The sequence below is a fragment of the Solibacillus sp. FSL K6-1781 genome, from assembly GCF_038630735.1.
In the GTDB taxonomy this organism is placed as follows: domain Bacteria; phylum Bacillota; class Bacilli; order Bacillales_A; family Planococcaceae; genus Solibacillus; species Solibacillus silvestris.
The window spans coordinates 3595038-3610144 of record NZ_CP152038.1; the positions used below are offsets into that span (position 1 = coordinate 3595038).

The 15107-nt window shown below is 40.3% G+C and carries 13 protein-coding genes; 2 read left to right on the forward strand and 11 right to left on the reverse strand.

Translation table 11 applies throughout. The features are described 5' to 3' along the window. The first annotated feature begins 30 nt into the window (after nucleotides 1-30). Nucleotides 31-363, forward strand: a complete 333-nt coding sequence (locus tag MHH37_RS18310) for a DUF4870 domain-containing protein (protein ID WP_342574147.1) — start codon at nucleotides 31-33, stop codon at nucleotides 361-363. A gap of 67 nt (nucleotides 364-430) precedes the next feature. After that, the gene (locus MHH37_RS18315; RefSeq protein WP_008405671.1) at nucleotides 431-559 is read left to right on the forward strand and encodes a hypothetical protein; all 129 of its coding nucleotides are present in this window, start codon (nucleotides 431-433) and stop codon (nucleotides 557-559) included. Nucleotides 560-615: 56 nt separating this feature from the next. On the opposite strand, the gene MHH37_RS18320 is transcribed toward MHH37_RS18315, so the two are convergent. The 11 genes from MHH37_RS18320 to MHH37_RS18370 all read right to left on the reverse strand — a co-directional run bounded on the left by MHH37_RS18320 (nucleotide 616) and on the right by MHH37_RS18370 (nucleotide 15095). After that, nucleotides 616-3669 (reverse strand): SMC family ATPase, encoded by a 3054-nt coding sequence (locus tag MHH37_RS18320; RefSeq protein ID WP_342574148.1) that lies wholly within the window; start codon nucleotides 3667-3669, stop codon nucleotides 616-618. A gap of 2 nt (nucleotides 3670-3671) precedes the next feature. Further along, a complete protein-coding gene (locus tag MHH37_RS18325) occupies nucleotides 3672-4835 on the reverse strand; it encodes an exonuclease SbcCD subunit D (protein WP_342574150.1) in 1164 nt (387 codons plus the stop codon). A gap of 119 nt (nucleotides 4836-4954) precedes the next feature. Next, complete coding sequence (locus MHH37_RS18330) at nucleotides 4955-5821, reverse strand: SGNH/GDSL hydrolase family protein (RefSeq protein ID WP_342574151.1); 867 nt, start codon at nucleotides 5819-5821, stop codon at nucleotides 4955-4957. 21 nt (nucleotides 5822-5842) lie between these two features. Further along, nucleotides 5843-7072, reverse strand: coding sequence for an aminopeptidase (locus MHH37_RS18335; RefSeq protein ID WP_342574152.1), 1230 nt, complete (start codon nucleotides 7070-7072; stop codon nucleotides 5843-5845). Between the two features lie 3 nt (nucleotides 7073-7075). Continuing rightward, the gene (locus tag MHH37_RS18340; protein ID WP_339263240.1) at nucleotides 7076-8308 is read right to left on the reverse strand and encodes a DEAD/DEAH box helicase; all 1233 of its coding nucleotides are present in this window, start codon (nucleotides 8306-8308) and stop codon (nucleotides 7076-7078) included. A gap of 519 nt (nucleotides 8309-8827) precedes the next feature. Continuing rightward, nucleotides 8828-10009, reverse strand: a complete 1182-nt coding sequence (locus MHH37_RS18345; protein WP_342574153.1) for an acetyl-CoA C-acetyltransferase — start codon at nucleotides 10007-10009, stop codon at nucleotides 8828-8830. Nucleotides 10010-10031: 22 nt separating this feature from the next. Further along, nucleotides 10032-11174 (reverse strand): acyl-CoA dehydrogenase family protein, encoded by a 1143-nt coding sequence (locus MHH37_RS18350; protein ID WP_342574154.1) that lies wholly within the window; start codon nucleotides 11172-11174, stop codon nucleotides 10032-10034. 161 nt (nucleotides 11175-11335) lie between these two features. After that, the gene (murQ, locus tag MHH37_RS18355) at nucleotides 11336-12241 is read right to left on the reverse strand and encodes an N-acetylmuramic acid 6-phosphate etherase (protein WP_342574155.1); all 906 of its coding nucleotides are present in this window, start codon (nucleotides 12239-12241) and stop codon (nucleotides 11336-11338) included. Then, a complete protein-coding gene (locus MHH37_RS18360) occupies nucleotides 12238-13215 on the reverse strand; it encodes a BadF/BadG/BcrA/BcrD ATPase family protein (protein WP_342574156.1) in 978 nt (325 codons plus the stop codon). Before MHH37_RS18360 ends, murQ begins: the two co-directional genes overlap by 4 nt. A 13-nt stretch (nucleotides 13216-13228) precedes the next feature. Then, a complete protein-coding gene (locus tag MHH37_RS18365; protein ID WP_342574157.1) occupies nucleotides 13229-14260 on the reverse strand; it encodes a serine hydrolase domain-containing protein in 1032 nt (343 codons plus the stop codon). A 10-nt stretch (nucleotides 14261-14270) separates the two neighbouring features. Then, complete coding sequence (locus tag MHH37_RS18370) at nucleotides 14271-15095, reverse strand: carbohydrate ABC transporter permease (protein WP_008405651.1); 825 nt, start codon at nucleotides 15093-15095, stop codon at nucleotides 14271-14273. Nucleotides 15096-15107 lie beyond the last annotated feature (12 nt).

Below are 15107 nucleotides of genomic sequence, written 5' to 3' on the forward strand. Positions count from 1 at the left end.
CATATAATAGATACGAAGGAGTGATAAATGATGGATCAATCGAAAGGTTTAAGTGCACTAAGCTATTTGAGCTTTTATTTTGCACCGTTTATTTTACCGGTAATTATATTTATCGTTACGAAAGATGAAGCCGTTAAAGGCCATTCTAAAAAAGCTTTTATTTCTCAACTTATTCCAATACTGTTAGGGATTTTGTACATGATTTACTTTTTCACTTCCGTTCTTTCCTGGAATAATACTTTGACAGTGAGCGTGCAGGATTTCTTTATTAGTTCACATTTTATCGGATTTATTATTTTAGTCCTTATTACGTTTATTCTGGCGATTTGGAATCTAGTCCAAGCGATTAAAGTTTTACGTTAATGTTTATGATAGCTCCTTCTTTGGGTATATTTTTTATACGAAATGTATTCGTTAAGGAGTGTATATCATGAAATTAAATAAACTCATTAAAACCGCAATTAAATATGGACCGATCGTGTACCCGATCATTAAAAAAATGATGGATAAAAAATCTGCACCCCAACCAGCAACTACACGACGAACGCCAAAACGTTAACGCAGAAAAACACATTTCGCACTAAAACTCGTGTGAAATGTGTTTTTTGTTGTCTTTTATTTAATAATAATTTCTGTTTTACTATAGCCTTCTTTTAGCTTTTGGACTTGTAAAATGGCAGGCATTGCTGCTTTTAATTCAGCCACATGGGAGATGACGCCGATTAAGCGGCCTGTTTGCTGAAGATCGATCAAAATATCGATTGCCCGTCTTAACGCCTCCTCATCCAATGTACCGAAGCCTTCATCGATAAACATCGTATCGATATGCACACTTCCTTGAACACTTTGAATAACATCGGCCATTCCTAATGCTAATGAAAGTGAGGCATTGAATTTTTCACCGCCGGACAATGTTTTTACATCCCGCGTTTGTCCTGTATGGCTGTCATATACATCGATACTGAGCCCGCTTTGTGCATTTCCTTCTTTACGACCTGTCGATTTCAGGAAGTATTGACCATTTGATAAGACACGTAATCGTTCATTTGCCGCATGGGTTACTTTTTCCAAATAACCAATTTGCACAAATCGCTCAAATGAAATTTTCGAATCGTTTTGTCCACGGATTAAATTATAAACATGCTCCACCTGTATCAGTTTCGCTTTATAGCTTTCGATCTGCTGTGCGGATTGGTCAAGTTTTTCGAGAGTTTCCTCACATTGCTCCACATAGGACTGGGTTAATGTAATTTTAGAATACTGTGCCTCGATTTGCTCATTCAGCTCATGAATCTGTTGCTCACTTGCCGTTAAATCAGCCCGTTCTTTTCCTTCGAGCAAAGGTTCTTCCTCGGAAATTTGAACAGATAATGTATGAACATTTTGCTTGTAAGCTTCAACTTCATCCTGAATTTGCTGCTGAACATTTAATGGCAGTAACGCATTCTTATATGTTTCCAAGTCAAAACTTTCTTGCTGCAATGCTGTATCAAACGCTTTTTGCGCTGAAAGAGTCTCCTGCTGTTTTTCTGTTACAAGGTTTTGTGCATGTAGATGGTTCACTTCACAAGATTTTTCATCTAATTGGATTTTTTGCATTGCCTCCAGTGCACTTTGAATTGCACTTTTTAAATGGCGGTGTTTTTGCTGCTGGCTGGCCAATTCTTGTGTTACTTCATCCAATGTAGAAAACTGAGGCAATAATGACTGCTCACTTTGCTCAAGCTTCCCTTTTTCTTGTGCATATTGTTTATCGATATCGACTACATATTGCTGCCCTTTTTCAATACGGCCTTGCAGCACTTCTTTACTTTCAATAAGCTGTGCCATCGTTTTCTTTTCAGTGATGAGCTGTGCCTGCTGCTGCTTTTGCTTTGTCAATTGCTCAGTCAGTTCGGCCAATTGCTGTTCATAATAATGTAGTTGTGAAAGATCAACGTTCAGTAACTCTAGAGCATTTCTTTTCTGTTCCAATGCTGCCTTTTCAACATCCAATTTCGAATTGACCTGATAAAAGCTTTGCATAGCACGGTCGCCTTCTTGACGAAGATGTTCCAGTGCATTTTCATCAATGGTAAACGCTTCGCTATTATGAATGGCTGGATGCTCCGTGCTCCCACATACAGGACATGCTTCCCCATGATGTAATGAAGCCGCTAGAAACGCTGCCTGATTGCTGCGTATTTGCTGCTCCATATTTTGCAGCTTCTGTTGCGCTCCATCGGCAATTTGTTTCTTATCAGCAAGCTGTTTCACTAAAGTTTCTATATTCTTTTGTATTGCAGCCACTTCTTTTGCCATTTCAATTTTTCGTGTTAATACAGCATGTGCTTCATACGTTTCATGGTACGTCACTGTCGCATCTTCCAGCTCATTTATAATAGCCTGCTGCTGTTGATGTTTTTCTTTTAAAGAAGCTGCTTCCTTTTGGAGCTTATCAAATAATTGCTTTGCGTTTTTCTGGTTTTCTGCAAGCTTTGCCACCTTTTCCCGCTGCGTATTAATCGATTGATAGATCGGGACAAGCTGTTCAAGCTGTGAAATTGATTTCGTAAATTCATCTAACAGTGGCTCATGCTGCTTTTGCTCCTGATAGTAATTTGTCGCCTGCAGAAGTTGTACCTGTGCACGTTCATAGTCAGCCTTTGCTTTCTGTAAGGAAACTTCCGCTTGTTCAAGCTGCCGTTTTACCTTCTCATATTCACGTTCTAAAGGTTCTATTTGATTAGCCTTTTTTGCAAGTACAAGTTTCTGTTGTTCTGCTTGTATTTTATCCTTTTGCTGCAGCAATTCATCGAGCCGGGCTTTCCTGATTAAAAACTTTTCAATTCGCTCATTTAACAGCCTTTGCTCATTTAATGATTTAACTAACGTTTGTAAATGCGTTTTCGAGGCTGCATATTCCCCTTTTAATGCAGCACATTGCTCTTCATAAAATTGCTGTTCTGTTTCCAATGCCGTTTTTACTTGATACAGATTAATGACATCATTGTTCAGAGCTGTAAACAGTTCCGAGTCTCTGTGCGGGAGGCGGGACCGAATATCATGAATCGTATTATCCTGCTGCATCCTTGCTTGTTCATAATGCTTTTCAGCAATATTCTTTTTCTCTTTCAGCAGTTCCACCATTTTCGTAAAGCGTTCCGTTTTAAAAATTTTTCGGAAAATCTCTTCTTTATGCTTTGATTCCGAAGTGAGGAGCTTTTGAAATTCTCCTTGTGGCAGCATGACGATTTGATTGAACTGGGACTGTGTTAAGCCGATCAGTTCTTCAATTTTCGACTGAATGAGCTTCACTTGAAACTTCTCTACAGCGGGCACAATGACCCCATCCGTAATTTCAAAAAACTCGCGTTTTGCACTTGCCCCGTCATGACCAAATTTCCGCCAAATACGGTAAAGGCGACCGCGTACTTCAAATTCCAGTTCGACTTCCGTATCAACTGTTTCATCCGCAAAATCACTGCGCAAAAACAGTGACTTTTCCCGATCCTCACCACTTCCAGAATCATAAAGCGCAAACGTAATCGCATCAAAAATAGTCGTTTTTCCCGCGCCCGTTGCACCGGAAACGACAAAAATTCCATGTTCATGGAGTTTTGTAAAATCAATGACTTCTTTTTGATGATATGGTCCAAATGCTGTCATCGATAATTTTATTGGCTTCATCGTTACAGCACCTCCTGTTTTTCACGTTCATTTTCGATTAGCTGCTCTAAAACATCTGTATAAATCTCTTTTATTTCATCACTTAAAGGCTTACCTGTCATTTCCGTATAAAATAGCTCAAACAGTTCCGAATCATTCATCTGAACACGGTTCATTGTTGTCGCATGCTGTTCAAGCTGTTCATACACAACCGTTCGTTCAATATGCAAAGCATTTGGATAAACAGTGCGGACAAGTTCGGCAGCACCTTTTACATAATGTTCATCCTGTAATTTTACAAATACATAATCGTCGTTTACTTTATGCTGCAATATATCCTCAAGCATTCCCGTCACGACACGCATATCCCGTACTGGGGTAAGCATTCTTTTTTCAATCGTCACTGACCCGTCTTCATTTAAATCAACAATCAAAAATCCCTTTTTATGTGTCACTTCAGATTCTGAATACTTAAGTGGTGATCCTGCATATTGGATTTTCTCGTTTGCGACAAAGTGGGCCTGGTGTAAATGGCCTAACGCTGTATAACAGAATGGTTCAAACAACGCTGAACTGATACACTCCGTCCCGCCAATCGTCAACTTGCGTTCAGAGTCACTCGTATTCGGTTCCGGCATCCCGTCTTTTGTAATGAAAGCATGGCAGATAATGATATTACGTTTCGTACAGTCCATTGTCTGTTTAATCTGTTCAATGATTTTCGCCATCGCCGCTTCATGAGTTGTAACGGATTGATCGTCAAATACTGCCCGTACAATTGAAGGCTCCGCAAATGGAACTAAATAAAAATGAACTTCTCCGTATTCATCGTGCATTATGACCGGATCGATATTCTGTTCTAAATGGCCAACGATATGTAACCCGCTCGCCTTCATAAATTCACTGCCAAAATTTAAACGTGTAGCGCTATCATGATTTCCAGCAATTGCTAAAATCGGTGTTTTCTCATCGACTAAAATTTCCTTCAACGTTTTATTTAATAGTTGGATTGCATCTGTCGGTGGTACAGAACGATCGTACAAATCTCCGGCAATAATGATGACATCCGGCTTTTCTTTTCTGATTTCTTCGATAAACTGTTCAAGCACAAATTGCTGGTCTCTTGTCATCGATACACCTTGTACTATTTTTCCTAAATGCCAATCTGCTGTATGAAAAATTTTCATGAATACCGCCTCCTATCTTCTAACTATAAGTGTACATGAGGAAAAATAAAAAAACCACATCGTACGAATATTCGTTCGTACGATGTGGTCTCCTCCAATAAATATTGTCGGAATGCTTTTTATACTAAGATCGGGATTGGTCGATCAAGATTATGCATTGCTATAAATGGTACGTCTTCTACTGCTAACTTATTTTGTTGGATCCTCAGCATTTCTTCAAATGTTTTCGGATTTGGTGCTGGCATTGCATCGATTGGCAATATAAGTGCCTCATTACCACTATAGCTTTTCAGCATTTCATTAGCCATAATACGGTACCCAAGCTGGTTTGGATGCACATCCGCCACGTTCGGCAAATATGTTGAACGCTGCTGGTCAAATGTTTCATAAACATCTACAAATATATGGCCTGCCGCTTCTGTTTCCTGCTTTAATATCGCATTTAAAAGCTGCACCGCTTCTACTGCTCCGTCTACCTGTTCTTTATGAACACTTACATAAGGGAAATAATAGCCAAGTACATATACTGTCGCTTTCGGGGCCTTTTCGTTAATTATTGAAAGCAGCTCTCTCATCTGATTCCTTACTTCATTTAAAGCGAAATTGGCGTTAAGCTGACTAAAAGCGAGTGTTCCCTGTTGAGGGTTATGTGTAATGAGCGGCAGTAAATTATTCGCTCCGGCTGACAGTGTGATCAATGTTGCTTCACTTAGTAATGGTGCTGCCTTTTCGGACTGAACTGTTTCCATTACATTTCCAACACGGTATCCGGGGAAAGTAAGCTCTTTTGAAAAATGTGCGAGCTTATCATGTCGCTCTAGCTGCAAAGCAATGTAATCCGTATATCCTGCATCAATTTGACTGTAAGGTGTTTGCCCTGCTGCCAAAGAGTCGCCAAGTGCAATATAAACTTCTCGTTCATTGGCTAATGCTCCCGTTGGAAACAGGACAATACAAAAAATAAGAATCCCTATTATTTTTCGCATTTATTCACCCCACTTCTTTTGTTAGAATGCCCAATTACCTTTTCTGAAAATCGGTTCTGTTGTGCCATCTGCCAGAATCCCGTCAATATCCATTTCCGCATTGCCGATCATGAAATCCTCATGTGTAATCGACGTATTAATGCCCAGTGCTTCCAGTTGGCCCTTTTCAAGTTCCTTGCCACCTTCATAGCACGTCGGATATGCTTCTCCGATTGCTAAATGGTTAGAGGCATTTTCATCGAATAATGTGTTGTAATATAAAATATTAGATGAAGAAATAGGTGACTCATGCGGTACTAATGCAACTTCTCCCAAATATGAAGAACCTTCATCGGAAGCAACTAGCTGCTTTAATAAGTCCTGACCTACTTTTGCCTCAACATTAACGATTTTACCCTTTTCAAATGTCAGCTTAAAATCATCAATAATATTCCCTTTATAAACGAGCGGTTTCGTATTGGATACATAGCCGTTTACACCATATTTTGCAGGCAGCGTAAAGACTTCTTCTGTCGGCATATTCGCGATGAATGTCGTGCCATCAGGTGCTTCGCTGCTTCCGCTTTTCCACAAATGTTTTTCCGGTAGTTCAATCGTCAAGTCTGTACCAGGAGCCGTGTAGTGAAGCTTCGCATACTTTTTCTTGTTCAGCTGATCTGCACGTGCATGTAAGTTTTCAATATGAGTTTGCCAGTTTCCTACTGCATCCCCTTCACCAATACGTACTGTTTTGAAAATAGCATCCCATAGCGCAGGAACCTGCTCCTTTTCCGGTAAATCAGGGAATACTTTTGCCGCCCATTTCGGCGAAGGAACAGCAATAATTGACCAGGCGATATCATCATTCATAACAGCTTTACGGTAATTAACTAATGCCGTACCTGCTGCTTTTTGCTGTGCTCCGATCTTTTCTGAATCAATACCTGCCAGTAAATCAGGATTTTCCGCATCGATCCAAAGAAGTGCACCTTTACGTTCAATTAATTCTTCACGTTGTGCGACAACCCATTTCGGGAAATTAGCTGTTTCTTCCACCGTAACATTCTCATAATAAGCACGTTCAAAGCTGGCATCAGTTAAATTAACATGAACACGGCTTGCGCCTGCTTCATATGCTTTTTTAACGACAATACGTGTAAAGTCCAGCGTATCCGTAGATGTATTAATTAATAAATATTGTCCTTTTTGAATATTTACTCCGATTCGAACGGCTAAATCTGCAAATTGCTCTAACTTCTCTTGGAATGTCATGAATTATTTCTCCTTTTTCTTACTGAAAGTCATGCCTTTTTTATTGGACTTTGGTTGATACGGCTTTTTCTCTGATGCTTTGTTTGCTGCGGGTGCCGCTTTTGAAGTTACTGTCTTAGCATTTCCCTCGACAAGTTGCCCTTGTGTCCAAACTTTTTGAACACCTTTTAAGGAAAGATCACGCAACCATTTTTTGAATGTCTTTTCGTCCTTGTAAGATAGTAATGTCAATACTTCTCCGTCTGCACCGGCACGTCCAGTACGTCCTGAACGGTGTGTATACTGCTCGATTGTACGAGGTACATCAACATGAATAACATGTGTTAAACCTGAAATATCTAAACCTCGTGCTGCAATATCTGTCGCAATTAAAATGCGCGCTTCCCCTTTTCGGAACGCGTCCAACGCTTTTTTACGCTCATCTTTTTTCATGTCCGAGTGAAGTGCTACAATCGGTGCATCACGGTATTCCAGCTTGTTCTGTTTCATTAGTACTTGGTCGATGTTATTAACAAATGCCAATCCGCGCAATCCTTCAATATTAGCTAAACGACGAAGCATATCTGTTTTGTCCCGCTCTTCTACTTTTACAAAAGAATGCACAACTTTACCGAACTTCACCATATCTTCCGGTTTGATCTCGATGCTGATCGGTTCAAACATTAATCGTTCCGCTACAAGCTTGATCTCTTCTGTAATCGTAGCCGATACAACAACGACTTGACGACCGAATGCAGCATTTTCAATAAATGATTTTACGACAACACGGTACTCGCGGCTAAGCAGCTGATCGCATTCATCCAAAACAATCGTCTCGATTTCTTTGAGTTTTAATTTACCTTGGCGTGCCAATTCATTTAGACGTCCTGGTGTCCCGACTACAATCGTTGGCTTTTTCTTTAATTTTTCGATTTGGCGTGCCGAATTCGCTCCGCCAATTAGTTGCTGAACAGTGATGTCTGTCCCTGCTGTCCAGTCACGGATTACTTCAACAATCTGCATCGCAAGCTCTTGTGAAGGTGCAACGATTAATGCCTGAGTTTGTTTCTTGTTACCGTCTACTTTATTTAAAATCGGTAATGTGTAGGCTAGTGTTTTCCCTGAACCTGTCGGTGATTCCGCTACGATATCTTTTCCTTCAACCATCGCAGGAATCATTTCCTCTTGTATTTTCATTGTTGTTTCAAACGACCATTTATTTTGAAGTGTTTCGTTTAATAAGCTAATTGCTGACATATTGTTTTACCACCTTTTATTCGTTGGCTTTAGTGTACCATATTCCGTTATTAATGCGGAAATTTGGCGGGTTGTCAGTTAGTGTTTTCAGAGAAAAAGGGAGGTTATGTGTCAATTGAAAAATAGCGCGTGGAAGCTGGGGGATTTTCTAATAAATTCGGAAATCATCTAATATATTTAAATTTGTTCTAATAAAATGGCGATCTTCTAATATATCCTTCCGTTGTGCTAATATCGGTTCACTTTGTTCTAGTATCATCTTGCCTTTTTCTAATAAAGCTCGTACATTTTCTAATATCCCGTATCATTGTTCTAATAAAATTTAAACCGAGTGCTTTTCCACATGATCTAGACTAAAAAATCGTCCACGAACTTCAGGCATCAACCGAAGTTCTAATAACCTCACCATTTCTTCTAATAACATCTACATTTCTTCTAATAACTCTCTCCATTGTTCTAATAAAAACGCCTACAACAAAAAAAGGCATGCCGGAAATTACCTTCCAGCACGCCTTGCCTCTACACTCTCTCAATAATTAAAGCAATTCCTTGGCCGCCACCGATACATAGACTGGCAACCGCATACTTCCCGCTGCGTCGTTGCAGTTCGTATGCAGCGGATAAGATGATTCTTGTTCCACTTGCACCAACCGGATGACCAAGTGCGATTGCACCACCGTTTACATTCGTTTTCTCACGGTCCAGACCAAGTTCCTTTTCCACTGCAATATATTGAGCTGCAAAAGCTTCATTTATTTCAACTAAATCCATGTCTTCAATTGTTAAATTTGCACGCTCCAATGCTTGACGAATTGCCGGAGCCGGGCCGATTCCCATAATCGTTGGATCAACGCCTGCTATTCCCCATGATACAATGCGGGCTAACGGCTTTAACCCTTGTCCCTTTACAAAATCTTCGCTTGCGACAACGACAGATGCTGCCCCGTCGTTAATGCCGGAAGCATTTGCAGCTGTAACAGAGCCGTCTTTTTTAAATGCTGGACGTAATTTCGCCAAGCTTTCCAGTGTGCCGCCTTCTTTAATATGTTCATCTTGATCTATTAAAATCTCGCCTTTTCTTGTAGCTACTGCAACAGGCACGATCTCTTTTGCAAACGTACCGTTCTCGCGTGCTTTTGCCGCACGTTCGTTTGATAGAAGTGCAAAGGCATCTTGCTCCTCGCGGGAAATCGTATATTGTTCAGCAAGTTTCTCTGCCGTCAAGCCCATTCCTGAGCCCGTATACTGGTCAGTTAATGTCGCTTGAAGCATATCTGTAAACTGCAGGCTGCCAAGTTTGGAACCGCTGAAGCGTTGTTCGAAATTTGAGTATGGCGACTGTGACATATTTTCTGCTCCACCAGCTAGTACGACTTCCCCTTCACCTAGCTGAATCATCTGTGCAGCCGATACGACCGATTGCATACCGGATCCGCATAGACGATTTAATGTTAATGCCGGCACTTCCTTTGGCACGCCAGCATAAAGTCCGATATGACGGGCTAAATATGCTGAGTTTGCACCAGTTGTAATTACACCCCCGTAAATGACATGTTCGACTTGCTCAGGCTGTACGTTTGCACGCTTTAACGCTTCTACTGCTGTTTTTGTGCCAAGCTGTACTGCATCTGTTGTTGCTAAAGAACCTCCAAAAGCTGTAAATGCTGTACGTGCCCCGTCTACGATATATACATTTTTCATTATTCCATCCCCTTTGTCAGTACTATTTAATAATTTGCTTTGCGATAATCCCCTTCATGATTTCGGTAGTACCCGCGTAAATCGCCGCTACCGGAATATCACGATATCGTCTTGCGATTTCGTATTCCTCCATATAACCGTAGCCACCATGCAGCTGCAGACAATCTGCTACAACACGCTTTGCCATTTCACTGATCCACCATTTGGCCATCGATACTTCCTTTACGATATCTTGTCCTGCAATATGTTTGGCAATCAAACTATCGACATATGTACGGCCAAGGTCAATTTCAGTTGCCATTTCAGCTAACTTGAATTGAGTATTTTGGAAATCGGCAATGCGGCTGCCGAATGCTTTACGTTCTTTTACATAGTCAACCGTCAGTTTTAAACAGCATTCTGCCTCGATTTGTGTTTCCAGTGCGACAATCAGTCGTTCCTGCTGCAGTTTTTCCATTAAATAATAGAAGCCGCGGTTTTCTTCCCCTAAAAGGTTTTCTGCTGGTACACGAACATCCTCAAAAATCAGCTCCCCGGTATCTGCGCTATGCATGCCGATCTTATCTAGTTTTTTTCCGCGCTTAAAACCAGGTGTACCGCTTTCCACAATTAACAGACTAACTCCTTTATATGCCGGACTTGCCTGCGGGTCTGTTTTACAAACGACAACCACATAATCTGCATGAATCCCATTCGTAATAAAGGTTTTTTCTCCGTTTAAAATATAAAAATCCCCATCTTTTTTCGCTGTCGTTTGAATGCCTGCGAGGTCAGATCCTGCACCGGGTTCCGTCATAGCAATAGCCGAAATATACTCTCCTGTAACGCTCTTAGGTAGCCATTTTTCCTTTTGTGCAGCTGTCCCATATGCTTCAATATAAGGTGTCACAATATCGGAATGAAGCGATATCCCACTTGCTAACCCTGCACCAACACGCTCTAGTTCCTCCGTTAATATAGCAGAATAGCCAAAATCGAGCGCAAGCCCCCCATATTCTTCACTGACCATTGGACATAAAAAGCCATTCTCCCCGAGCTTCAGCCAAAAATCCCGTGGAATATCGCGATCTTTTTCCCATTGCTCGAAATAAGGATACGCCTCTTTATCCAGCATTTTTCGTAAAGCTTTTCTAAACATCTCATGCTCTTCTGTATAAATGCCCATTTCCCCGCCCCTTTGTTTTTTCTGAATATTAGTACACTTCAATATTAACAGGCACAAAAAATGGAAACAATGGTTTTATAAGAAATATTATTGCACTATACAGAAATTCAAGTGAAAAACAAAAAAAGAGTTGCCAGAATTATTCATGACAACTCTCGTTATTAACTATTGTTTAACAGTAAAATCGCTTTTCTCGTATGACCATCTACTTGTTCTAACGCATGGATTACCCGATCATAATTTTGATTTGTTTTTAGCATGACAATTGCAGGCTTAACAGCAAACTTTGTTTTATCAAGCATTTGTTCTGCTTCCACATATTCACAATCCGTCGCAGCGATGACAATTCTTTTAGCCCGCTCTATTAATTTTTTATTGCTGGCATGTACATCGACCATTAAGTTTTCATACACTTTGCCTAGCTGCACCATCGAAGCCGTACTGATCATATTTAAAATCATTTTATGTGATGTAGCCGCTTTTAACCTTGTTGAACCTGTTAATATTTCGGGACCTACGACGACTTCAATCGCTTCTGCCGCATAGCGACTTACTTCGGAGTTAATATTGCTCGTCAAACTTACCGTAAAAGCCTCGACAGATTGCGCATATTGTAAAGCACCCATTACAAATGGCGTTGTACCGCTTGCCGTAATACCGATAACAGAATCGAATTTCGTTAAGCTTTTTTCCTTTAATTTGTTTTTTCCGTCTTCCAAACGGTCTTCAGCATTTTCCACTGCCTGGAAAAAGGCTTCCTTTCCGCCTGCCATGACCGTTTGCACAAGTTCCGGATCGGTCATAAAAGTAGGGGGACATTCTGATGCATCAAGCATACCTAAACGACCACTAGTCCCCGCTCCGATATAAAAAAGGCGTCCACCGTTACTTATATTTTCAACCACTCTTTTAATTACTTTCTCAATAATAGGCAAAACTTGTTCGACACTTTTCACAACCTGCATATCTTCTTTATTCATTATTTGCAGTATGTCCGAGATAGGCATTACATCCAACTTCAATGTTTCGTCATTCCGCTTTTCAGTCGTTAATTGATCGTAATTCATGTTATCTCACCTTCCAATAGACGCCATGTTTGTTGAATCGTTTGTTTAACTGGATCACTTACTTCGATTTCACTTTCATGTAATGCTAATAAGTAAGCTCCAACTGTCCCCGAAATTGTTGGCTTCAAAGCAATCAAATCAGGAAATCGCGATGAAAAACGTAAGGTAAACGCTTCATAAAATGTATTATTCGAAAATAATCCGCCGTGTAATGCAACCGGCTTCGTCCGATCAATTCTTGAATAGGCACTTTCAATAAGTTGTAATAAAGCTTCTTGAACAGTGCTAACGATGGATTTCGCTATTAGATCTTCCTCAAAAGCGTTTAGCACAATCCTGCCCACAGAAGAAATAGCGGCCACGGAGTTCGTACTGCCGTAAACTTTTGTAATGAGCTGATCAGGTGACATTACATTAAAATGGGACAATATCTTTTCCTGAAATAACTTCAAAGGCATTTTGTTGTCATGCGCCTTTAAAACAGAACGAATGGCCAGCTTCCCTAAGTGATAGCCGCTTCCTTCGTCACCTAATAAATAACCCCAGCCTCCGACACGAAATGTTTTTTGCTGCTCATAACCGAATATAATTGCTCCGGTTCCAGCAATAAGTAAAGTACCTTCTCTGCCCCATGTTCCCGCTGCTAATGCGGCATGAATATCACTCTGCACTCTAAGTTTTTCCAGAACGGGTGATTGCTTAAATGCCTCATATATTTTCTGCTGCTCAGCTTGTCGATCTGCACCTGCCATTGCAGCAAATACTGTTTCAACATCCGATAATGTCGCACCTGTCTGTATGAACAACTGGTCGATCAAATTATTTATAAGTGTATACAACTGATCTATTGAAATCGCTGTTAAATTGCCGGAACTTCCCTTGGCAACTGCAAGTAAATGTCCGTTTTCATCACCGATTACAGCGGTTGTTTTCGTGCCACCACCATCTATACCAATCCATAATTTCCCTGCCATTTACTCACCTTATCTATTCATTTTCAAGTGCAACTAAGTTGTGCACAATTCTTCGAAACCTTTGAATTTCGCAACCACGTCCAAAATGAACGCGATTTGTTACCAAAATAATTGCTAATTGCTTCTCATCCGATACCCAAATTGAAGTGCCCGTAAAACCGGTATGCCCAAAACCGTCTCGCAAATATTGGCCGGAAAATGAAGGCGAAGAATACAACTGCCACCCTAAGCCACGCTGTTCCTCATGCTGCTCTGTAAAACTTTGCTTTGCTAATTGTTTAGTATGCTCGCGAAAAATAGAATCGTTATTTTTAATAAAAGATTGAGCAAACTTCGTCAAATCCTCAGCAGTCGAAAACAACCCTGCATGACCGCTAACTCCGCCAAAATGGAGAGCATTTTCATCATGCACTTCACCCCACTGATGTTTCTGTAAATAAGTACGAAATTCAGTTGCCGCAATTTTAGCCTGTAACTGGACAGGCGGATTAAATAGAGTATTGTGCATACAAAGCGGCCGGAAAATAGTTTTACTGGCATAGTCGGCCAATGAGATACCTGTAACCTTTTCGATCAGCTTCCCTAATAAAATATAGTTTACATCACTATAGATCACCTTCTGCTCTACACTTTTCCGTCCTGTTTCCTTTGCAATACGTTCTATAACATCTGCATAAGCTACCTCTTCTTTATAGAACTTGATTTCTGCCCGAAAGCCGCTTGTATGTGTTAATAAATGACGAATCCTAACTTCTTCATGCATTTCCTTCAATTCCGGAAAGTAGTAACTAATGGAATCATCTAAATCAATAACCCCCTGCTCAAGCAATAATAAAACCGAGCTTGCTGTTGCTACTACTTTCGTTAATGAAGCACAATCAAATATCGTCTGTTCCGACATCGGAATTTGCTGCTTTGTATGTGCCATCCCAAATGCTTTACAGTAAAGGACATCCTTTGCATTTGCCACAGACAATACTGCACCGGGCAGTTCTTTATTTTGGATTGCTGTTTCAATAAATTGTTCAACTCGTGAAAAAGCCATGATCTCCCTCCTATTTGATTGCACCTTCTGTCATACCTTTTACGATATGGCGTTGGAAGATCGAATAGAAAACAATTACCGGTATGACAGCAATACATAATCCCGCAAACAAGACACCCCATGCACTATCGTATTGTGCGTCTATTTTCAGTAAGTTCATCGCAACACCTAACGTATTTTTGCTTTCTGTCTGCAGTAAAATTAACGCCATGAAAAATTCATTCCAATAAGAAATGGCATTCAAAATCGTCACGGTCATAATTCCTGACTTTATAAGCGGTGTCACAATTTTAAACAGGATTCCATATGGACTCATACCATCGACGACCGCTGCTTCTTCAAGCTCTTTAGGAATATTGCCGATAAATCCAACAAGTATGAAAATTGTAAACGGTACATGCGAAATGGCATATACAAGCGATAATGCCCACAAGTTATCTAATAAATTAAACTTCATTAATAAGAAAAATAGAGGAATCCAACCTAAAACGGATGGAATCATCATTGAAGCCAAATAAACATTAATCAGCACTTCACCAAATTTTGAACGAACACGTTCCAGCGCATAAGCCGTAGGAATCGATAAAATGAGTGTTAAAAAAGAGCCAAGCACTGTTACAAAAAAACTGTTCAAAAATGCACGCCCGATATTATAGTCGTTCCATGCTCGTTCAAAATTTGTAAAACTAAAATCAGTCGGCATTGACCAAGGTGACGTGAAGATTTCTGCATTCGATTTAAACGCACCCATAAACATCCATATTAACGGGAAAATTACGATAAACGCCCATAGGATTAACGGGATACGTACTAAAATTTGTGAAACTACTTTCATCTCAATTCCCCC